20 protein-coding genes and 1 tRNA gene are annotated in these 20,870 nt (G+C 65.4%); 9 read left to right on the top strand and 12 right to left on the bottom strand.

The window, feature by feature from the left end; translation table 11 throughout:
• Positions 1-8: 8 nt before the first annotated feature.
• The 3 genes from HV798_RS05180 (at position 9) to HV798_RS05170 (ending at position 2,421) form a co-directional block, all read left to right on the top strand.
• On the top strand, positions 9-995 hold the full coding sequence (locus tag HV798_RS05180; protein WP_175191781.1) for a Bug family tripartite tricarboxylate transporter substrate binding protein: 987 nt from the start codon (positions 9-11) through the stop codon (positions 993-995).
• 109 nt (positions 996-1,104) lie between these two features.
• Positions 1,105-1,178: transfer RNA gene (locus HV798_RS05175), tRNA-Gly, on the top strand.
• Between the two features lie 187 nt (positions 1,179-1,365).
• On the top strand, positions 1,366-2,421 hold the full coding sequence (locus HV798_RS05170; protein WP_175191790.1) for a DUF72 domain-containing protein: 1,056 nt from the start codon (positions 1,366-1,368) through the stop codon (positions 2,419-2,421).
• 33 nt (positions 2,422-2,454) lie between these two features.
• Here the strand turns inward: HV798_RS05170 and HV798_RS05165 are convergent, their stop codons facing one another.
• Positions 2,455-3,384, bottom strand: coding sequence for a nucleotidyl transferase AbiEii/AbiGii toxin family protein (locus HV798_RS05165; protein WP_175191791.1), 930 nt, complete (start codon positions 3,382-3,384; stop codon positions 2,455-2,457).
• Positions 3,377-4,135, bottom strand: a complete 759-nt coding sequence (locus tag HV798_RS05160; protein WP_175191792.1) for a type IV toxin-antitoxin system AbiEi family antitoxin domain-containing protein — start codon at positions 4,133-4,135, stop codon at positions 3,377-3,379. The genes HV798_RS05165 and HV798_RS05160 overlap by 8 nt, the downstream gene beginning before the upstream one ends.
• 295 nt (positions 4,136-4,430) lie before the next feature.
• Between HV798_RS05160 and HV798_RS05155 the strand changes: the two genes are divergently transcribed.
• Positions 4,431-5,489, top strand: a complete 1,059-nt coding sequence (locus tag HV798_RS05155) for an RNA methyltransferase (RefSeq protein ID WP_175191793.1) — start codon at positions 4,431-4,433, stop codon at positions 5,487-5,489.
• Positions 5,490-5,774: 285 nt separating this feature from the next.
• Positions 5,775-6,455 (top strand): RraA family protein, encoded by a 681-nt coding sequence (locus tag HV798_RS05150; protein WP_246288586.1) that lies wholly within the window; start codon positions 5,775-5,777, stop codon positions 6,453-6,455.
• A 153-nt stretch (positions 6,456-6,608) separates the two neighbouring features.
• Here HV798_RS05150 and HV798_RS05145 read toward each other — a convergent pair whose 3' ends face one another.
• Together HV798_RS05145 and HV798_RS05140 are read right to left on the bottom strand one after the other, a co-directional pair.
• The gene (locus HV798_RS05145; RefSeq protein WP_175191794.1) at positions 6,609-7,400 is read right to left on the bottom strand and encodes a PoNe immunity protein domain-containing protein; all 792 of its coding nucleotides are present in this window, start codon (positions 7,398-7,400) and stop codon (positions 6,609-6,611) included.
• 294 nt (positions 7,401-7,694) lie between these two features.
• A complete protein-coding gene (locus HV798_RS05140) occupies positions 7,695-8,486 on the bottom strand; it encodes a Crp/Fnr family transcriptional regulator (protein WP_246288585.1) in 792 nt (263 codons plus the stop codon).
• Between the two features lie 218 nt (positions 8,487-8,704).
• On the opposite strand from HV798_RS05140, the gene HV798_RS05135 reads away from it, so the two are divergent.
• Genes HV798_RS05135 through HV798_RS05125 form a run of 3 tightly spaced genes read left to right on the top strand, consistent with a single transcriptional unit; the run spans position 8,705 to position 11,680 of the window.
• Positions 8,705-9,928, top strand: coding sequence for an ABC transporter substrate-binding protein (locus HV798_RS05135; protein WP_175191795.1), 1,224 nt, complete (start codon positions 8,705-8,707; stop codon positions 9,926-9,928).
• 36 nt (positions 9,929-9,964) lie between these two features.
• Positions 9,965-10,879: a beta-keto acid cleavage family enzyme gene (locus tag HV798_RS05130; RefSeq protein ID WP_025138146.1), complete on the top strand. Its 915-nt coding sequence runs from the start codon at positions 9,965-9,967 to the stop codon at positions 10,877-10,879.
• Positions 10,880-10,903: 24 nt separating this feature from the next.
• The gene (locus tag HV798_RS05125; RefSeq protein WP_175191796.1) at positions 10,904-11,680 is read left to right on the top strand and encodes an SDR family oxidoreductase; all 777 of its coding nucleotides are present in this window, start codon (positions 10,904-10,906) and stop codon (positions 11,678-11,680) included.
• A 10-nt stretch (positions 11,681-11,690) separates the two neighbouring features.
• On the opposite strand, the gene HV798_RS05120 is transcribed toward HV798_RS05125, so the two are convergent.
• From HV798_RS05120 to HV798_RS05100, 5 genes are all read right to left on the bottom strand, one after another.
• Entirely contained in the window at positions 11,691-12,713 is a 1,023-nt protein-coding gene (locus HV798_RS05120) for a fumarylacetoacetate hydrolase family protein (protein ID WP_175191797.1), read from the bottom strand.
• Positions 12,710-13,249: a VOC family protein gene (locus HV798_RS05115; RefSeq protein WP_425486119.1), complete on the bottom strand. Its 540-nt coding sequence runs from the start codon at positions 13,247-13,249 to the stop codon at positions 12,710-12,712. Before HV798_RS05115 ends, HV798_RS05120 begins: the two co-directional genes overlap by 4 nt.
• A gap of 8 nt (positions 13,250-13,257) precedes the next feature.
• Complete coding sequence (locus HV798_RS05110; protein WP_175191798.1) at positions 13,258-14,241, bottom strand: Bug family tripartite tricarboxylate transporter substrate binding protein; 984 nt, start codon at positions 14,239-14,241, stop codon at positions 13,258-13,260.
• Positions 14,242-14,341: 100 nt separating this feature from the next.
• Positions 14,342-14,545, bottom strand: coding sequence for a hypothetical protein (locus HV798_RS05105; protein ID WP_025138141.1), 204 nt, complete (start codon positions 14,543-14,545; stop codon positions 14,342-14,344).
• A complete protein-coding gene (locus HV798_RS05100) occupies positions 14,542-16,257 on the bottom strand; it encodes an FAD-dependent monooxygenase (RefSeq protein WP_175191799.1) in 1,716 nt (571 codons plus the stop codon). The genes HV798_RS05105 and HV798_RS05100 overlap by 4 nt, the downstream gene beginning before the upstream one ends.
• Positions 16,258-16,352: 95 nt before the next feature.
• On the opposite strand from HV798_RS05100, the gene HV798_RS05095 reads away from it, so the two are divergent.
• A complete protein-coding gene (locus tag HV798_RS05095) occupies positions 16,353-17,180 on the top strand; it encodes a LuxR C-terminal-related transcriptional regulator (RefSeq protein WP_175191800.1) in 828 nt (275 codons plus the stop codon).
• On the opposite strand, the gene HV798_RS05090 is transcribed toward HV798_RS05095, so the two are convergent.
• From HV798_RS05090 to maiA, 3 genes are read right to left on the bottom strand one after another with little or no spacing between them, the layout of a single operon-like run.
• Complete coding sequence (locus tag HV798_RS05090) at positions 17,161-18,723, bottom strand: fumarate hydratase (RefSeq protein WP_175191840.1); 1,563 nt, start codon at positions 18,721-18,723, stop codon at positions 17,161-17,163. The genes HV798_RS05095 and HV798_RS05090 overlap by 20 nt on opposite strands.
• A gap of 60 nt (positions 18,724-18,783) precedes the next feature.
• Positions 18,784-20,142 (bottom strand): MFS transporter, encoded by a 1,359-nt coding sequence (locus tag HV798_RS05085; RefSeq protein ID WP_175191801.1) that lies wholly within the window; start codon positions 20,140-20,142, stop codon positions 18,784-18,786.
• Between the two features lie 59 nt (positions 20,143-20,201).
• The gene (maiA, locus tag HV798_RS05080) at positions 20,202-20,870 is read right to left on the bottom strand and encodes a maleylacetoacetate isomerase (RefSeq protein ID WP_175191802.1); all 669 of its coding nucleotides are present in this window, start codon (positions 20,868-20,870) and stop codon (positions 20,202-20,204) included.

Below are 20,870 nucleotides of genomic sequence, written 5' to 3'. Positions count from 1 at the left end.
ACACACCCATGGCATTGCCCAGCCTGCCCCTCACCCTGCGCGCCGGTATCGCCGCCGCGCTGACCGTTGCCGCCGGCGCCGCTAGCGCGCAAGCCGACTTTCCCAACCGCCCCGTCACGCTGATCGTGTCCGCCGCGCCCGGCGGCACCACTGACATCGCGGCCCGCCTGATCGCCCAGCCGCTGGGCGTGGCGCTGGGCCAGAGCGTCGTCGTCGAGAACAAGCCGGGCGCTTCCGGCGGCATCGCCGCGCAGGCCGTGGCCCGCGCCAAAGGCGACGGCTACACGCTGCTCTTGCAATACTCGGGCTTTCAGGTCATCACGCCCCACGTTACGCCCGCCACGGGCTGGGACCCCATCAAGGACTTCGCGCCCGTCGCCAACGTGCTGTCGGCGCCGCAAGTCGTGGTCGTGCGCCCGGACCTGCCGATCAAGTCGCTCAAGGATCTGGTGGCTTACGCCAAGGCCAACCCGGGCAAGCTGAATTACGCCTCGTCCGGCAACGGCTCGCTGCAGCAGGTGGCCACCGAACTGCTGAACCAGATGGCCGGCACCCAGATCACCCACATTCCCTACAAGGGCACCGGCCCCGCGCTGAACGACCTGTTGGGCGGCGCCGTCGACATGACCATCACCACGCCGCCGCCGCTGCTGGGCCAGATCGCCGCCGGCAAGCTGCGCGCGCTGGCCGTCACCGGCAACACCCGCCTGCCGTCCCTGCCCGACGTCCCCACCGCCGCCGAAGCCGGATTTCCCGACCTGATCGTGTCGTCGTGGTTCGCCATGTATGCACCCAAGGACACGCCCGCGCCCGTCGTCGACAAGATCGCCGGTGAAATCCAGAAGATCATGAAGACCGACGCCTTCCGCCAGAAAGCCGCCGAACAGGGCGCAGAGGCCATCTTCATGGGGCCGAAGGAACTGGGCGCCTATACGCAGTCGGAACTGGACCGCTGGGGCAAGGTCGTCAAGGCGGCCAACATCACGGCCAACTAAGCGCCGATTGCCGGGAAACCGGGGGGCGGCAGGCCGCCTCCCGGCGCAGAAAAACCCGCGCTATAATTCGCGCCTCTGCCCGGGTTTCAGACCCGGGCACGACACCCGAGCGGGTGTAGTTCAATGGTAGAACGGCAGCTTCCCAAGCTTCATACGAGGGTTCGATTCCCTTCACCCGCTCCAATTTTCCCTTCATCGCTTACGTCGCCGTTCTTGTACTGAGCTGTGCGATCGCCTGATTTTCCTGGCAAATCTCCTGATGGCTCTTTCCGATCGGCGTGCCGCTGCGCGTCCGTGGCTGTACCGCGTGTGCGCCAGGCTGTCTGCGTGAAAATGTAGTCTGGTTCGTTATTTCTTTAGAATCACGAGCATGCAAGAAGATCTATTCGGAGATGCGCTGCCCGTGCCGCCGGCCAAGGCCTCGGAGCATGCCGCCTCTCCTGCCAATCTCGATGTTTCCGCCCTCCGGAACATGGCCAGAGTGCTTCCCGCTCCTGCGGCGCAGGAATGGAGCGCGCTTGCGCAGCAGTTGCCGGCGCAGTTGCGCTTTGGCGTCTCCACCTGGTCATACCCCGGCTGGGAAGGGCTGGTCTGGGACGGCGAATACGATTCGAGCACGCTGTCCAGGCACGGCCTTGGCGCCTACCATCGGCATCCGCTTTTGCGCACGGTTTGCGTGGACCGCACTTTCTGGCAGCCGTTGACGGCGAGCCAGTATGCCGGTTATGCGGGACAGGTCGATGATGATTTCCGTTTCGTCGTCAAATGTCCCTCCAGCATTACAGACGCCCAGGTGCGTGGCGAAGAAGGCAGGACGCGCGACGCCAACCCGGTTTTCCTGGATCCGTCGCTGGCCGTCCAGGAATTCGTACGGCCGGCGCTCGAAGGCCTGGGGGCCAAGCTCGGCGTCCTGGTGTTCCAGCTGAGTCCGCTGCCTCTGGGCTGGCTGAGTCGCCAGGCATCGCTGTTCGAGAAATTGGGGCACATGCTGGCGGCTGTCCGAGAAGCATTGTCCACGCATGAGGCCGTGATCGTCGCGGTGGAAGTACGAGACCCGGAACTACTGGGCCAGGCGCTGGTCGACACGCTCAAGGCGCATGGGGCCACTTTCTGCCTTGGGCTGCATGGCAAGATGCCACCGATCGAAGCGCAATTGCCGATGCTGCGCGCGCTATGGCCGGGGCCGCTGGTCTGCCGCTGGAACCTGAACCGCGTTTTCGGCCCCTATGGGTATGCCGCCGCGCAGAAGAAGCATGATCCGTTCAATGCCATTCTCAGCGAGGACATTCCCACTCGCATGGTGTTGGCGCGCACGGTCCGCGGCATTACGGGCGCGGGCCAACCGGCCTACGTGACGGTCAGCAACGACGCCGAGGGTTGCGCGCCGCTGTCTATCCAGCAACTGGCCCAGGCCATTGCGGGGTAGGTGGGGCTTCTAAAGCTGACAACGGCGGCCCGCTCATTTTTGATCTTTGTGGCTCAGCCCGGCATCAAGCGCATCAGCCTGTGTAAAAAAATCATTTGGGCGTTTTTTGCGGAACGCCTCCAGGTTAGCGAGCTTCCACCGTAAAGCTGGCAGTTGGGCAGCGTGCCGGCATTGCAGTAATGCCCAGTCAGGTTCAGCACGCACTAGCCCGCTCAGGAATTGCTTGTGATGTGCGGTCATTCGTTGCGGCAGTTCTTGCCGCAATCTGGCACGAGCCTTCAGCAGCATTTCTAGCGAGCAGTCCACTTCAGTCATGCCGACGAAAGCACGCTCATACTCTGCCGAAATGTCCTTGTCGTTGCCGAACAGCACTTCATGGGGCGGTCGATTGTGGCCGGCCAGATAGATCACGAAGCACTCGACCATTTCATCGCTGACACCTCCAGATTCGTAAAGCTGCCATACGTCGAACAGATCACGCGGATGCTGCCGGTCCAGGGCCGCGACCAGCTTGCCAGCATATAACTCGTCTCGCGCGAGGATCGGTGCCGTGAACTCGACGCTGAACATCTCACTGGTTCTGGCGCTCAGCGGTCTATGCTCGATAGGCAGCACCGTTCCACGGAATACTACATTGACTTCGATCTTCACCTGGCTGGTATCGTTTCCGATGATCAATTTGGTGTCGCTGAGGTCATTGCCGCGAATCAGACGTGTCTGCACGTCAAGTGGCGCAACGCGCTGCGTGATGGCTGCCAGTTCGCTGTTGATCGCGCCCAGCGCCTCGTCCCGTGCTACATCCCAAGGCCGGTACACCACGTCGATATCGACCGACAGGCGGGGCATGTCCTGCACGAACAGGTTGATCGCCGTGCCTCCCTTCATCGCAAATACGTCGTTAGCGAAGACTTCAGGCGTGACAGCGAGTAGCAGGCGAACCGTATCGGCGTAGTCCTTATCCATATGGGTTCAGACTCAACAGGGTGCCGTCGGCAAGCCGGCTCATCCAGCGTTTCGTACTGCCAGTACGTGGCGAATATCGCGTGAGCAAATCGTCCACATCCACTACCTGGGTCTCGCGGGCCCAGGTAAGGAACAGGCGGACGGTCTTGACGCTCGTGCAGCAGGACAACAATTGGCCCAGCAACTCCTTGCGCGGTGAACGCAAACCATCGAAGAGATTACGGGCCTCTTCCAGGCTTTGCCTGGTGCCAGCGTCATACAGCAGTTCCAGCACGGCGCGTTCGGGTGCTGCCACCGCTAGTCCCTCGGGTAGGCCAGGGGGGGTACCCAGGCTTTTGCTGGCCAGGGCAGAATCCGGCCAATCGAACAGGCTGGCGTGAACATAACGCGCCGGAAAGCGCGATGTGAACCAGGCTGGCAACATGTAGCGGCTACCTCCCCACAATACCAGCGTGTCCCGGCTGCCCAGGTTGTGCCGTACACCCTGGAGGGCTAGCGCACTTCTGCCCCCGATGTGCAGGCCAGGCACGCGCCGTTGCAGAAGCTTCAACGCGCCGTAGGCCCCGAAATCATCATTCGGGAAGGCGTAGACGCCTTGTGCCAGCCGCACGAGCCAGCCCCCCTCAACGTAACGTGCAGCAAGTTGGGGAGACACTCCGAACTGAGCGAGAATGGTCAAGTCAAACGGCGCGCCACGGGGAAGATCCGCTTGGAGTCGCTTGATTACTTGGTGCCTAGAATTTCCTTCCATGGTTGAAAATTAGCACAACATTTAATCGTTTTGTTCTTGTGGACAGAGAAAATGCATTAGAAATAGTCTTATGGGCTATTTCTAATGCTGAATCTAATCGTGAAATCAATCTCACCGATCCGTCACCCCTTGCCTGCTCAGGGCCGCGTTTGATGACTGCAGTTCCAGTCTTAAACCTGCTTAAGGGCTCAAACTACGAACATCTCGACGTCGAGACCATAGCTCGACCTCTCGCTCGCTTCCATAGGCTTTCGACTGATTTTGCCCGCACCGAGCAGAGTAAAATCCGCTCCCCATGCGCTTCTCCGACTTCCACCCCCGCCTCGCCGCCCTCGGCGCCCAGCCGGCTCATCGCGGCCGGGTCATGCGCGCCTGGTTGAGCGGGCAAGCGTTCGACACCGACACCTGGCGCCGGCGTTTCGACAATTACCTGCCGTTGGCGCTGCGGGATGCGCTGCCCGCCTTGGCGTCGGAACTGGACGGCCTTGCGCGAGTCCATTCCGAGCATGCCGGCAACGACGGCGCGCGCCTGCTTCTTGCCCTGGCCGATGGCCAGATGGTGGAAAGCGTGCTGCTGCCGCGCGACGGGCTCTGTGTTTCCACGCAGGTCGGCTGTGCGGTGGGCTGCCGGTTCTGCATGACCGGCAAGAGCGGCCTGATCCGCCAGGTGACCAGCATGGAAATCCTGGCCCAGTTTGTGTTGGCGCGACGCCAGCGAGCGGTGAAGAAAGTGGTCTTCATGGGCATGGGCGAGCCGGCGCACAACCTGGACAACGTGCTCGAAGCCATCGACCTGCTCGGTACGGAAGGCAACATCGGCCACAAGAACTTGGTGTTCTCCACCGTCGGTGACCGGCGCGTGTTCGACGCCTTGCCGCAGCAACGCGTCAAGCCTGCTCTGGCGCTGTCGCTGCACACGACCAAGGCCGACCTGCGCCGGCATCTCTTGCCGCGCGCGCCGCAGATTACGCCCGAAGAACTGGTCGAGCTGGGTGAAGCCTATGCCCGCGATACCGGATACCCGGTGCAGTACCAGTGGACGCTGCTCAAGGGCGTGAACGATGGTGACGACGAACTCGATGCCATCGAGCGCTTGCTCAAGGGCAAGTTCGGCGTGCTCAACGTCATTCCGTTCAACAGCCTGGAAGGCGACGACTACCAGCGTCCCGACACCGAACGCATCCGCGAGATTGTCCGCATCCTGCACCGCAGAGGCGTGCTGACCAAGGTCAGGAATAGCGCGGGGCAGGACGTCGAGGCAGGTTGTGGCCAGCTGCGTGCCCGAGCAGTGGGGGCCGAGCGAGTGGTGGAACTGCGTCGGCGGTCGCGTGGCGCCAGGCTGCAAGCCGCGTAAAGCGCCTGCCCTCGTTGGGCTGAGCGATCGCCATGTGGCCCGAACCGGTCCTTTGATGACGTTTCCCGAGCCGCATGTTTCGGGTCGTCCGGTGCCGTCGCGCTGACTCGTTTTGAGAATTTTCCAATTTCTACCCGCTCGCGCGCACCCTAGCATGGGGAGCTCTGCCCGTGCGAACGCGGTTGGCATCTCGCGTTGTGATTCTCCGTCGGCTCGCTTGGGACTGGGCACGCCATAGGCAACGGCGCATCGCCGTGACGGTCATGGCAACACGAGGAGACAACGATGAGCACACCGGAAAAAGACATGGAACGCCAGCAAGCCGCCTACCTGGATCGCCTGGCCAAGTGTCATTCAGCAATTCTTCACGATGTGATGCGGGCCGAAGGGCTGCGCAACTTCACGCTGCCTTCCACATTGCGGCCATTGATACCGGGGCAAAAGATGGCCGGCCCGGCGTTTACCGTTGCCGGCCGCGTCGATCCCTCGGCCTTTGGGCATGAAACCTTGCTGGGCTGGACAGGCATGCTGTCCAAGGCGAAGCCGGGGCACGTGCTGGTGATACAACCCAACGACTCCACGGTCGCGCATATGGGCGAGCTGTCTGCCGAAACGCTCAAGTACAAGGGGGTGTGCGGCGTGATCGCCGATGGCGGGATTCGTGATTCCCAATCCATCCTGGACATCGGTTTTCAGGTCTGGCATCGCTACCACACGCCACGCGATGTGGTGGGCTATTGGCTGCCGTATGGCATTGATGTGCCGGTCACCATTGGTGAGGTCAGGATATTTCCTGGCGATTACCTGTTTGGCGATCGTGACGGCGTGGTGCGCATTCCACGTGCGAATCTTGATCGCGTGCTGCTGCTGGCAGAAGAGGCCATGGGCAAGGAAAACCTGGTTCGTACGGCAATCCTTGAGGGGGTGGATCCGCAGGAAGCGTATCTGCGGCATGGGAAGTTCTGACGGGCAATCTGGGCGGCTGCCCGCCCGCTGATTGACGGGTCAAATATGAACTCAGTGCGTATTCAAGAGTTCATATTTGACGCTTTATATCGTTGAAGATGACTCGGCGCTACGCTGGCCCGCAGTCCTGAAAACGTGGTCTGGTTCTGTTCGTTATCTGATTCGATACCAGTCAACCAAGTCGCTCGGATAGTGGGGATGGTCTCGGTAGCTGCTGTCGTCGACGTTCCATAGCACCGTGACCAGCGCCGCTTCCAGGCACCAGTAGCCGAAGTGAACGTCGTCGATATGCGAGTCGTGCCAGTAGTTCGGTTCCATTCCGTCGTACCACTCGTCCAGCAGGGTCTTCATGTGAGCCACGCGCTCATCGGGCGGAACCAGCGTGACGCGACCCAGGGAATGATAGGGATCGGGGTGCAGCATGACGCACGGGGTTGCCAGGCGCACGCCGGTCAGCTCGGCGACGACGTTTTCAAACAAGGCGTCGCGGCGTCGGTTGACGTCCCAGGACTGGTCGACCCAGCGGACCACTTCCTGGACCAGGGCCTCGTGCCGCAGCAACTTGCACAAGGCCAGCAGCCAGAACACGTATACGTAGTTATCGAGCTGGGTGATTTCCAGCGTATCTGCGACGTGTTCCGGCGGGCGCTTGCGGGAAGGAGAGGCGTCTTGGCCGAGGTAATTGCCAAAGCGGGCGATGACGGTCGGTAGTTGGGTCCGCAGTTCTTCTATTGGCTTTCCCGCGGTGTAGCCCAGCAAAAGCAACTCAAGGCTTTTGAACGCGACGGTCCATCTGTTGGCCGAAGGCGCGTTCGGGGCCGCGGGGCGGCCTGACGCCAGCGACTCGAAGGCAAGCGTGATGTCAAATTGCAGGGAATGATCTTCTTGCAGGAACGCGCGCTGGTCGAGGGTCTCTTGGCGACGAATACGGTTGAAGTCGAGCATGCTTGTTCCTGAAGGACGGCCTGAGGGAGCGGCAGCGAATAGCCGCCGTGTGAGTCGTCCAGGCTTCGATCCGTCGCTTGCCGCGGTGAATATCCATGAACGGTCCCGGGGATCATGCGCAATCCTTGGGGCTGGGGAAATTGGAAGATTCTGAATTCCGGAGGCGAAGCTGCCCCAGACTGCATACTCGATGCGCTTCTGTTCCGATTTCGCATAAGTGCGAACGTTTTGCCGAGAGCGCTAATCATCGATCAGCGTTCGCAAGAGAGCGATTGGGGGGAGGTAAGGGTGCTGCTACTGCGAGGCCTCAGAACCCGCAGCGGGTTTTCGACTGATCTTCGCAAACCGATACAACGCTTCCGCATCCAGCACCGTCAATCCGCCGTAGTGCGTGCGCAGCACGCCCTCGCGCGCCAGCCGGGTCAGGGTGGCGTTGCAGCGCTGCCTTGATACCCCGCACAGCGCCGCGATCTCTTCCTGCGAGATCTTCAGCCGCCCATCAAAGCCGGAATGCTGCTCGGCATCGCATTGTGCGGCAACGGCGCGGGCCACGGTGGTGTCCACGTCCAGCAGCACGTTGCCCGTATAGCAGGCCATCAGCCAATTGACCCGCTGCGCCAGGTGCATCATCAGCACCTTGGTGAACTCGATGTTGTTGTTCCACAGGCGTTCGCAGGTGTCGCGCGGCAGGATGACGATCCGGCTGGGGCGCAGGGCGACGACTTCGTATTCGAATTGCTCGCGGCGGATCATGGTGGCTTCGCCGAACCAGCTTCCGGTGCTGAAGCCGGCCAGCGACAGGGACCGGCCGTCGGGGCCGCGGGACGACCATTTCACCAGGCCGGCCACCACGCCGTACCAGCCGGGCGAGCGGGAACCTGAGCGGAACAGGTATTCGCCGGCAGCCAGCGAGACGGTGCGCAATTCGGACCGGACCACGCTGCGTTCCAGCGCGGGCAGGCCCTTGTACCAGGGGACGACGTCCAGCATGCGATCGACCGGGCAGGCCGCGGGGCGGCGCTTCCCGGCGGGCGACTCGGTGGCGGTGGCCTGCGCGTTGGCGCTGCCGGCGGGCGATCCACGCATATCCATCCCTTATTTTTTGAAGCGATATCGCTCAGGTAAACCCTAGGGCGCTCTGTCATTGTGATGACTGTTCACATCCCGGGCGGGACGCAGAATAGGCCAGGGCCTGTCGACACCCAAAGTAGCCTGCGTACCCAATGAACGCGTATCAAGGCGCGAGGCGCAGTCGTGACAGGCTCTTGGCCCCAAGAGCCCAAAAACCATAAGAGGAGATAACGATGTTGTCAATGCAACAGGCGGTCTGCCGTGCTGCCGTCGCCTGCGGGGCCGTGGTCTCGCTGCTGAATGCCCCGGTCGCGCAGGCCCAGTATTCCGACGATGTGATCCGGATCGGCTTCATTACGGACCTGTCGGGCGTGTATTCCGGGCCGGACGGCCCGGGCGGGGTGGAAGCCATCAAGATGGCCATCCAGGAGATGGGCGGCGAGATCAACGGCAAGAAGATCGAATTGCTGGTGGCAGACCACCAGAACAAGGCGGACGTGGCGTCGGCCAAGGCCCGCGAGTGGTTCGACCAGAAGGGCCTGGACATGCTGATCGGCGGCACCAATTCCAGCACGGCCCTGGCGATGTCGAAGGTGGCGGCCGACAAGAAGAAGCCGATCATCGTGGTGGGCGCCGGCGCCCCGGCGCTGACGAACGAACAATGCACGCCCTATACGCTGAACTACGCCTACGACACGGTTGCGCTGGCGCGCGGCACGGGGGCGGCGGTGGTGAAGGCGGGCGGCAAGAAGTGGTATTTCCTGACGGCCGACTATGCCTTTGGGCATGCGTTGCAGGCGGACACGACGAAGGTCGTGGAAGCGGGCGGCGGCACGGTGGTGGGGTCGGTGAAGCACCCGCTGTCGTCGGCGGATTTCTCGTCGTTCCTGTTGCAGGCGCAAAGCAGCAAGGCCGAGATCCTGGCGCTGGCGAACGCCGGGGCCGATGCCACCAACGCGATCAAGGCCGCGAACGAGTTCGGCATCACCAAGACGATGCGCCTGGCGGGGCTGATCATGTTCATCAACGACATCCACGCGATGGGCCTGCCGGCCACGCAGGGCATGTACCTGACCGACAGCTGGTACTGGAACGCGTCGGAAGAGACCCGCGCCTGGAGCCAGAAGTTCTTCGAGGCCCGCAAGGCGATGCCGTCGTCGTTGCAGGCGGCCGACTACTCGGCGGCGCTGCAATACCTGCGCGCGGTCAAGGCCACGGGCACGGATGACCCGGACCGCGTGCTGGCCTATCTGCGCCAGACCAAGCTGAACGACCTGTACATCAAGGACGGCGTGGTGCGGCCTGATGGCCGGGTGGTGCACGACATGTATTTGCTGCAGGTGAAGACGCCGGAGCAATCCAAGGAACCGTGGGACTACTTCGACGTGGTGCAGACCATCGACGGCAACGAGGCCTTTACCAAAAAGGACGAGACGCGCTGCGCACTGTGGAAATGAACGGCATCGGCCAACCCAGCTTGAAAGAGAATCTTCATGGCGAAACGTAAAGTGATCGTGACCATTGCCCCGACGGGGGGCATGGCCTTCAAGACCCAGAATCCGCACCTGCCGACGCAGCCGGCCGAGATTGCCGACGACGTCTACCGTTGCTACAACGCGGGCGCCAGCGTGGTGGCGCTGCATGCGCGCCGCCCGGACGACCAGGCGACGTGCGATGCGGGCATCTACCTGGACATGAACCAGCGCATTCGCGAGCGCTGCGACATCGTGCTGAACAATTCCACGGGCGGCGGCGTGCATGGCGACATGGTGCGGGAAAGCTATCCAGGCATGTGGGAAATCGTGTGGGAAGAGCGGCTCAAGGGCATGGATGCCGGCGCCGAGATGTGCACGCTGGATGCCACGACGCTGAACCTGGCGTTTGGCGACCACGAATACCTGATGAACACGCCGTTGACCAAGGCGCGCGAGCTGGCGGCGGGCATGAAGGCGCGCGGCATCAAGCCCGAATGGGAGGTCTTCAGCCCGACCCACATCCTGCAGGACACGACCACGCTGATCAACGAAGGGCTGGATGACGGTCCGCCCTTCGTGAACCTGGTGATGAACGTGCATCGCAATTTCCAGAACGCGATGCCGTTCTCGCCGCGCTATTTGCAGATGATGGTCGACATGCTGCCCAAGGACAGCGTGTTCTGCGTGAGCGGCATCGGGCCGTCGCAGCTGGAAGCCAACATCAGCGCCTTGCTGCTGGGCGGGCACGCGCGGGTGGGGCTGGAAGACAATCTGTACTACCGCCATGGCGAGCTGGCCACCAATGTGCAGCTGGTGGAACGCATCGTGCGCATCATCCGCGAGATGGATATGGAACCGGCCACGCCGGCCGAAGCGCGCGAGATCATGGGCTTGCCGCGCCGCGGTGGCGTGCGCCCCAGGTTTGCTTGCTGACTATTCTTTTACCGGCAGAACAACATGAGTGAATCCTTGAAGGGCAAGCGGGTCCTGGTGACGGCGGGGGCGCAGGGCATCGGCCTGGCGATTGCGAAGAAATTCCTGGCGGCCGGTGCAGACGTGCATATCTGCGACGTGGACGAGGCGGCCGTAAAAGCGGCGGCTGCACTGTCGCCGAGCCTGAGCGCCAGCGTGACGGACGTGTCGCGCGAAGCCGAGGTGCTGGCCATGTTCGCGGACCTGGCCAGGCGCTGGGGCCGGCTGGATGCGCTGGTGAACAACGCGGGCGTGGCTGGCCCCACGTGCCGCCTGGAAGAGATCGCGCTGGATGCCTGGCAGAAGACGCTGGACGTGAACCTGACCGGCACTTTCCTGTGCGCCCGCAGCGCCGTGCCGTTGCTGCGGGAAGCGGGCGGCGGCGCCATCGTCAATATTTCGTCGGTGGCGGGCCGCCTGGGGTTCTCGCTGCGCACGCCGTACAGCGCCACCAAGTTCGGCCTGGCGGGGCTGACGCAGACCTGGGCCATGGAACTGGGGCCAGACAACATCCGCGTCAATTCCGTGCTGCCGGGCGTGGTAGCGGGCGAGCGGGTCGAACGCATCATCGCCGCCCGCGCCGAGGCGGGCGGCGTCAGCCAGGACGAGATGCGCATGCGGCTGGTGGACAAGGTGTCGCTGCGCCGCATGACGCAGCCCGAGGACGTGGCCAATCAAGTGGCGTTTCTGTGCTCGGACGAGGGGGCGATGGTCAGCGGGCAGAGCATTTCGGTGTGCGGGAACGTGGAGTATCTGGGGTGACCTCACCCGATCAGGGCTTCGCGGAGGCGCAGACTTCCACTACCTGATCAATCGCCCCGAACGGCATGGCGCCATCCGGCCCGCGCGCAAAGATCCGCACCCGGTCGCCGTGGCGCAGGTAGGGCGGCAGTTGATCTTCGCGGGCGCCATCCAGCTGCGCGCGCACGCGGGCTTCGGTAATGCAGGCGCTGCCTGAGGCCGGGTCGGCGTTGCTGATGGTGCCGGCGCCGACGATGCTGCCCGCGACCAGGCCGCGCGTGCGGGCCAGGTGTTCGATGATCTGCGCAAAATTGAAGACGACTTCGCTGCTGGCGTTGGGCTCGCCGAAGCGGGCGCCGTTGACGTCGATACGCACGGGCAGGTCCAGCATATTGTCGCGCCAGGCACTGCCCAATGCCGCGGGTGTGACGGCAATGGGAGCAAAGCTGGTGGCGGGCTTGCTTTGGTAGAAGCCGAAGCCCTTGGCCAGCTCGGACGGGATCAGTCCGCGCAGCGAGACATCATTGAGCAACACGACCAGCGCGATCAGGTCGGCCGCCTGCGCGGCGGTCGTGCCCAGGGGAACGTCGCGGGTGATGACGGCGATTTCGGCTTCCAGGTCGATCAGGTGGCTTTGGTCGGTGGCGATGATGGGATCTTGCGGGCCCAGCAGGATGTCGGACCCACCCTGGTAGACCAGGGGTTCGTCTTCATAACGCGGGGGAATGGGTTCCTGGCGCCATTGGTAGATCAGGCGGGCGTGGTTGCGGTAGACGGACGCGTCGGCCCATTGGTAGGCGCGGGGCAGCGGCGCCATGCATTGCGCGGGGTCGAAGGCGCTGGCCGTGGTCCAGGCGCTGGCATCGCGCGCGGCGTGGCGGCGGTCGAGTTCGGGCGCCAGCGTGGTCCAGTTGTCCAGCAGCGCTTGCAGCGTGGGCGCGCCGGGGCCGGCGCTGATCCAGCGGTCGCCCGCCGGACTGACGAGCATCAGTTCGCCGTCACGCGTGCCGTTCTTGCGGGTGGACAGGCGCAGTTGGGGGGCGGGGTGGGTCATGGGCGGTCCTGGTGGGGGGTGACGGGGCGCTGACGGGTCGTCCAGCGGTCGAGCAGGCTGCGCGCCTCGCGGGCATAGCCGTCGACGACGGCCTGGGCGGCGACTTCGACGGTGAGTTCGAGCCGCAACCCATTGGGGTCGAAGAAATAGATCGATTCGATGAAACCGTCGTGGTCGGTGACGCCGACCACGGTGACGCTGTGCGCCTCCAGCCGCGCCTTCATGGCGTGCAGGTCCTCGCGGCTGGCGACGGCGAGGGCGATGTGGTTGACCCAGGCAGGGGTGTTGGCGGACGGCAGGGCGGCCGTGTCGTCGCCCAGGTCGAAGAAGGCGATGCAGCCGCCGTTGCGCATGCGAAAGAAGATGTGCACGTAGGGGCAGTATTCGCCGGTGCTGGGCACGTGGTCGTTCTTGATGACGTGCACCAGCGGCAGGCCCAGCAGGTCTTCGTAGAAGCATCGCGTTTCTTCGGCGTCGCGGCAGCGCCAGGCAAAGTGGTGCAGTCCGTGGACGGGGCGGGCGGAGGGCATGTTCATGGCGATCCTCAATCCAGTGAGATGTTGTTGGCGCGGATGACCTGGCCCCAGCGGGCGGATTCAGACCGCGCGAGTTGCTTGAAGGCGTCGGGCGTGCCGGGTAGCGGTTCAAAGCCGAATTCGGTGAAGCGGCTCAGCACGGCCGGGTCGGCCAGGGCCTGGTTCAGTGCCCGGTTGAGCGTGGCGACGATGGGGGCGGGCAGGCCCGCCGGCCCCAGCAAGCCCTGGAAGGCAAAGACTTCGACGTCGGCAACGCCCACTTCGGCCAGGGTGGGTACATCGGGCAGCAGCGGCGAACGCGTGGCCGAACCGATCGCCAGCGGGCGCACCTTGCCGGACTTGATGATCTGCAGGCCGGACGCCAGGTCCAGGAACATGACGGGCACCTGGCCGCCCATGACGTCCTGCATGGCGGGGGCGGCGCCTCGGTAGGGCACATGGGTCAGCGTAGTGCCGGTCTTGCTCTGGAACAGGGCCATGGCCAGGTGATGCGGCGAGCCATTGCCGACCGAGGCGTAGTCGACCTGGCCGGGCCGGGCGCGCACGTAGGCCATGAACTGGGCGAAGTCCGCCACGGGAAAGGCGGGGCTGGCGACCAGTACCAGGGGGAATTTGCCGATCGCACCGATGTAGGTGAAGTCGTCGGCGGGGCGGTAGGGCAGCTTCTTGAACAGGTGTTCGTTGAAGGCCAGCACGCCGTTGTCGGCGGACATCAGGGTGTAGCCGTCGGGTTTGGCATGCGCAACCTGCTCGGCGCCGATATTGGTGGCCGCGCCGGGCCGGTTGTCGATGATGATGCGTTGGCCCAGGCCGGGGCGGATGCTCTCGGCCAGGGTGCGTGCCAGGGTGTCGGTGCCGCCGCCAGCAGGGTAGGGCACGACCCATTTGATGAGTTGGTCAGGGTAGGCGGACTGGGCTTGCACGGGCGCGGCAACGGCCCACTGGGCGGCGGCGACGGCCAAGGCCGCGGCCATGAATGTTCTTCTGTTCAAGGTTGTCTCCGTTTGGGGGCAGGGCAGGCTTCTTGGCCTGTCTTGGGTATCGCGGCTGAAAACGCCGACGAGCGTGCCGGTCGGGTACGCGCAGGCGGCGTCAGTCCGCCGACAGTGAGGGCATCGGCAGGTCTTGCAGCGCCTGTTCGATGGCGTCCAGGCAGCGCTGTTCGTCCTGCACCTGCTCGAACAGCAGCAGCGCCAGGCGGGCCAGGAACAGGGATTCGCGTTCGCGCCCGGCGCTGGCGATGGCGTTGCTGCAGCGGGCATAGAGACGGTCTTGGACGGCGGCGTCGTAGGTCATTGCAGGGCTCCTGGGGCGCCGCAGGCGCGGGCGAGGGCGGTCAGTACGTCAGGCAGGTCGGGTGCAGGCCAATGGGCGCTGTGATGGCCATCGGGGCGTATCAGGAAGGCCATGTCGGCCAGGGCTTCTTGCGGCAAGCCGAAGCACCGGGCCAGGTTGGCATCGGGCGCCAACGTCACCACGCGGCACGGCAGCCAGGGCCAGTCGGACGCTTGCGTTTGTGTTTCAAGGGCGTCGGCTTGCGGCCAGGGGCCGAATGCCAACAGGGTGAAGCCGTCTGGCGCCAGCCGTCCTGTCAGGTAGCGGCCATCGGGCAGGCGGCCGTCGACCAAGGGCGCGCCGGGGGAGCAGAGAGGTGGGTTCGCTGGCGTGTCGAGCGGCGGGCCGTTCGTGCCTTCCGGCGCATCGGCCATCGCTTGCGGCACAGGGCATTCGGCATACGTGATCGCATGCGTCTGGCGCGGATTGATCAGCCGCGCGATGCCGGGGTGGCGTGCGGCCAGCGACAGGCAGGCCTCGCGCATCAGGTCAAAGCCCCGGTTGGGCGGCGACATGAATTCGGTGCTGCACATGGCGTTCTCGGCGTTGATGTGGAAGGCGTGCAGGCGTTCGGCGCTGTAACGGTCCAGCAGCGCATCGCTGCCCTTGCCTTGCAGCACCGCGGCCAGCTTCCACACCAGATTGTCGGCGTCGTCGAAACCGGAATTCAGGCCGCGCACGCCGAAGATGGGCATGGCGTGCGCGGCGTTGCCGGCGAACAGGATGCGGCCGTGGCGGTAGGCGTCCAGCGTCATGGCGCCGGCGCGGTAGATGGACGACCAGACCGGGGTCCAGGGCAGGTGGCCTTCGCCGATGGCGTCCAGGTGCGTCTGCACGAAGCGTTGAATCTGCTCGGGCTGCATGGCCTGGGCGGCATCCACGCTGCCGGCCAGCTGGAAGTCGATGCGCCAGATGTCGTCGGGCTGGCGGTGCATGAGGATGGTGGTGCCGCGGGCCCAGGGCGGGTCGAACCAGGCGCGGCGCTCGGTGGGGTAGCCGCTGGCCAGCTCGATGTCGACGATGGCGTAGCGGCCCTGATAGCCGGTGCCTGCCAGTTCCAGGCCCAGGCTGGACCGGATGAAGCTCTGGCCGCCGTCGCACGCCACCAGCCAGTCGGCCTGCGCCGGGTAGCTGCCCAGCGCGTTGTCGATGCGCACGGCCACGCCGTCGGCGGCGGGCGTGCAGGCGGTGATCTTGCTGGCCCAGCGGATGTCGACGCGGCCGGGATGCTGTGCATTGACGGCTGCGATGGCGTCGAGCAGAAACTGTTCGATGTAGTACTGCTGCAGATTGATCATGGGCGGATAGCGGTCGTCCGCGCGGGTGGGCATTTCGAATACCAACACCTCGTCGGTGCCGTAATAGCTGCGGCCGCGCGCCCAGGGCAGGCCCTTGCCCAGAAAGGCGGACGCCACGCCCAGCCGGTCCATGATTTCCAGGCTGCGGCGCGAGATGCAGGCGGCGCGGCTGCCTTCGCAGACCGAGTCGTCGGCCTCGATGACGACGCAGTCGAAGCCGCGCCGGGCCAGGCCCAGCGCGACGGCCAGGCCGACGGGGCCGCCGCCGGCAATCATGACGCGATGGCGCCGGGCGTCGGCGCCGTTCGCATCCCGGGGCGGCATCGATGGCGCAAAGCGTGAATAGTGGAAGGGTCCGATTCGTTCAAGCGGCATGCGGATGTCCTGTTCTTATGGCGTTGTCTCTGGGTATATTCTGGCGGCATGGAATCGATAATTTGTCCTAATTAATCAGGACAGGAATACCCGTCATGAAATTGCTGCCGGTGGTGCAGGACACGCCCGCTCCCGCGTTTGCGGTGGCGGCGGCCTTGATGGACGCGATCGGCGCCGACGACTTCGCCGCGCAGGTGCTGCGGGCGCTGGGCGGCATGTTTCCGGCCAGCCACTGCACGGTGTTCGCACTGCGCAGCAGCGGCCGGGTGCAGGCCGTGTCCAGCGCCAGCGCCATTGGCGAGGTGGCGACCCTGACCGCCGTCCAATACATGCGGCTGGGGTTCGACCGCAAGGACTCCAACATGGTGTGGCTGTCGCGGCGCAAGCCGGGCAAGGCGACGCAGTTGTGGATCGGGCTGCAGCAGGCCGAGGATGTGGCCGATGAGCACTACCGCCGCGTCTGCTATGGCGATCCGGGCATTCGCGAGCGGCTGTCGCTGCTGGCGGTGTTTGCCGACGGCTATCGGGTGTCGGTCAGCCTGTACCGCAATCTGGCGTATCCGGCGTTCGTGCCGCAGGACATCGAACGCCTGGCGCAGCATGCGCCGTTGATCGCCACGGCGGTCATGCGTCACGTGCAGGTGACGCGGCGTTCTCCGGCAGACCATGCGCCGCAGGCGCGGCTCATGGAACAGTTGTCGGGCCGCGAGCGGCAGATCGTGACGCATGTGCTGGAAGGCCTGACGACCAAGGAAGCGGCGCGCGAGATGGGGGTGTCGGACACGACGGCGTTGACCTATCGCTACCGCGCGTTCCAGCATCTGGGTGTGCGCAACCACCAGGAACTGTTGGCGCTGGTGGGCGCGGGCCTGCCCAGGCGGGCGTCGGCGCGCGCCGGCGCCATCAAGCCCCGGAAAGCCTGATCTCGCGGCCGCCCAGGCGAATGGGTTGCCCGGGCGCAAGACGCCATTGCGCCGGGCCAGCAACGTGCAAGTTGCCACCCTCTGCATCGACTGCCACCGTCACCGGCATGTCGACCACGTCGAATTCGTAGATGGCTTCCATGCCCAGGTCTTCGAAGGCCACGACGCGCGCGTGGCGGATGGCCCGGGACACGAGAACCGCCGCACCACCGACGGCGATCAGGTAGGCCGCCCGGTGCCGCTGGATGGCGGCGACGGCGTCGGGGCCGCGTTCGGCCTTGCCGATCATCGCGATCAGGCCGGTGTGCGCCAGCATCATGTCGGTGTAGCCGTCCATGCGGGTGGACGTGGTGGGGCCGGCCGGACCCACGGCCTCGTCCCGTACCGCATCGACGGGGCCGACGTAGTAGATGACACGGTTGCGGAAGTCGGCGGGCAGCGGCAGGCCCTGGGCGAGCCGTTCGCGGATGCGCTGGTGCGCGGCATCGCGGCCGGTCAGCATGCGGCCGCTCAGCAGCAAGGTGTCGCCCGCGCGCCAGGTGGCGACCTCTTCCTGGGTGAGCGTGTCCAGGTTCACGCGCCGGCCGACCTGCGCCAGCGCGGCATCGCCCAGGTCGGGCCAGAGATCCAGCGAAGGCGGCTCCAGGTGCACGGGGCCGCTGCCGTCCAGCACGAAGCGGGCGTGACGGGTGGCGGCGCAGTTGGGGATCAGGGCGACGGGTTTGGCGGCGGCGTGCGTGGGGTAGGTCTTGAGCTTGACGTCCAGCACGGTCGTCAGGCCGCCCAGGCCCTGCGCGCCGATGCCCAGCGCGTTGACGCGTGCATGCAGCTCCAGCCGCAGGGCGTCTTCGGGGGCGAGCGCGTCGCCGCGTGCGGCGCGTTCCTGCAGCGTATGCATGTCCAGCGGCTGCATCAGGCTTTCCTTGGCGAGCAGCACGGCCTTTTCCGCAGTGCCGCCCACGCCGATGCCCAGCATGCCGGGCGGACACCAGCCCGCGCCCAGCGTCGGCACCTGCGCGAGCACCCAGTCCACCACGCTGTCGCCCGGGTTCAGCATGGCCAGCCGCGCCTTGTTCTCCGATCCGCCGCCTTTGGCCGCGACGATGACTTCCAGCGTGGCGCCGGGCACGATCCGGGTGCTGATGACGGCGGGCGTGTTGTCGCGGGTATTGGCGCGGCCGAACAGCGGGTCGGCCACCACCGATGCCCGCAGGGGATTGTCGGGGTCCAGGTAGGCGCGGCGTACGCCTTCATTGACGGCGTCTTCCAGGCTGCCGGTGAAACCCGTCCAGCGCACGTCCATGCCGACGTTCAGGAAGACATTGACGATGCCGGTGTCCTGGCAGAGGGGGCGCCGGCCGATGGCGGCCAGACGCGAGCTGGCCAGGATCTGGGCCATGGCGTCGCGGGCGGGCGCGCTGGCCTCGCGGCGGTAGGCGGCGGCCAGGTGCGCGAGGTAGTCGGGGCTGTGATAGTGGCTGATGTATTGCAGGGCGTGGGCGATGGAATCGACCAGGTCTTGTTGGCGGATGCTGGCGGTCATGGGGGCGGGGATGGGTGACAAGGGGAGCGCCGCCGCGATACCGAGCGGCGGCGCGGGGTGTCAGTCGGCGTGCAGCGTCGTGCCGGGCTTGTCCTTGACCAGCGTGACGGCGACGAACGAGACGGCTGCCATGACGACGACGTACACCCCCACCAGCCACGATTGCCCGGTGGCCGAGATGATCGATTGCGCGATCATCGCGGCGAAGGCGCCGCCCAGGATGGACCCCAGCGCGTAGCCGGCCGACACGCCGGAATAGCGCACGTCGGCGGGGAACATCTCGGCATACAGGGCGGCCTGCGGCCCGTAGGTCAGGCCCAGCGGCACCGACAGTACCGCCAGCGCCAACGTGAACAGCGCCGGGTTGCCCGATTCGATCAGCCACCACATCGGAATGGCCCACAGGGCCAGCAGCACATAGCCCACCTGGAAGGTGCGCACGCGGCCGATGCGGTCGCCCAGCCAGCCGCCCAGAAGAGTGGTGCCCAGCCAGCAGGCGGCGGCCAACGTGCAGATCATCAGCACCTGCTGCGCCGGCATGTGCAGCGCGCGGCTGCCGTAGCTGATGAAAAAGCCCACCAGCAGGTAGCCGGCGGTGCTGTTGCCTACGAAGATCAGCGTCGTCAGCGCAATCTGGCGCGGATGCTGGCGCAGCAGCGTGCCCAGCGGCGCCGATGAATGGCTGCGCCGCGACCGCATCTGCAGGAACACCGGCGATTCCTCGACGGCGCGGCGGATGAAGACGCCCACGATGATCAGCGCAATGGACAGCAGGAACGAGATGCGCCAGCCCCAGGCCATGAAGTTGTCGGCGCCGACCAGCGCCGTGATGCACCACAGCACACCCGTGGCGACGATCATGCCCAGCGGCACGCCGATCTGCGGAAAGGCGCCGAACAACGACCGTCGGTCGACCGGGGCGTGTTCGACGGCCATGAGTGCTGCGCCGCCCCATTCGCCGCCAGCCGAAAAGCCTTGCAGCACGCGCAGCCCGACCAGGATGACCGGCGCCCACAGCCCGATCTGCGCATAGGTGGGCAGTACGCCGATCAGCGCGGTCGACACCCCCATCAGGATGAGCGTGGCGGCCAGTACGCGTTTACGGCCATAGCGGTCGCCCAGGTGGCCACAGACTATGGCGCCCAGGGGCCGGAACAGGAACGCCACGCCGACGGTGGCAAACGACAGGATCAGCGACAGCTCAGGATTCTCGCGGGCGAAAGGGGCAAAGAACAGACTGCCCAGCACCAGGCCCGCGGCCTGGACGTAGATGAAGTAGTCGTACCACTCGATGGCCGAACCGACCAGCGTGGCCGCCAGCACTTTGCGGTCTTCTACGCTGACCAGTGGAACTGCCGCCGGCCGGTCGGCAAGCGGGGCGGGCGCAACGGCGCCCTGTCCGGAAAGGTCTGTCTGCATGCGTGTCTCCTTGGGGGCGCGGTCTGGGCCGCTTTTTATGTGAGGGGTTGGGTGAGGGGTCAGGCGGCCTGCGCGGGGCGTGGCGCGTCGGGCTGGTTTTCGGGCCGTGCCGCGTCGAAGGCCGGCAGCGATTCGCAGGCCTGCACGATGGCGCGCACGCGGGCAAACGGCGTCAGGTCGACCTCGTAACGCCGGGCGTTGTAGACCTGCGGCACCAGGCAGCACTCCACCAGCGACGGCGCCGCGCCCAGCGCGTAGTCGCCATGGCTGGCGCCCAACGCCGCCTCAAATGCGCGAAAGCCTTCCTCGCACCAATGACGGTACCAGTCTTGCACTTGCGCGTCATCGGCGCCGAACTGGCCGCGCAGCCGGTTCAAGGTGCGCAGGTTGTTCAGCGGATGCATCTCGCAGGCCACCAGTTGCGCCAGCGCGCGGGCCTGCGCCCGCTGTGCGGGGTCGTCGGGCAGCAGGGCGGGCTCGGGGTGGCGCGCATCCAGGTACTCGATGATGGCCAGCGACTGCTGCAAGCGCAGGCCGTCGATTTCCAGCATGGGCACCAGGCCGAACGGCGCGATCTGGCGGTAGGCGGGCTGCTGGTGTTCGCCTTTGGCCATGTGCCAGGCGACCTGCCGATACGGCAGGCGCTTGATGGCCAGGGCAAGGCGGACCCGATAGGCTGCCGAGCTGCGCCAGTAGCTGTGCAGGGTGGGTAGGGGCGTGTCGGCCAT

The organism is Achromobacter deleyi (assembly GCF_902859705.1).
GTDB classification, from domain to species: domain Bacteria; phylum Pseudomonadota; class Gammaproteobacteria; order Burkholderiales; family Burkholderiaceae_B; genus Achromobacter; species Achromobacter deleyi.
The sequence above is the reverse complement of the archived record's forward strand: the minus strand, read 5'-3'. Positions and strand labels throughout refer to the sequence as shown.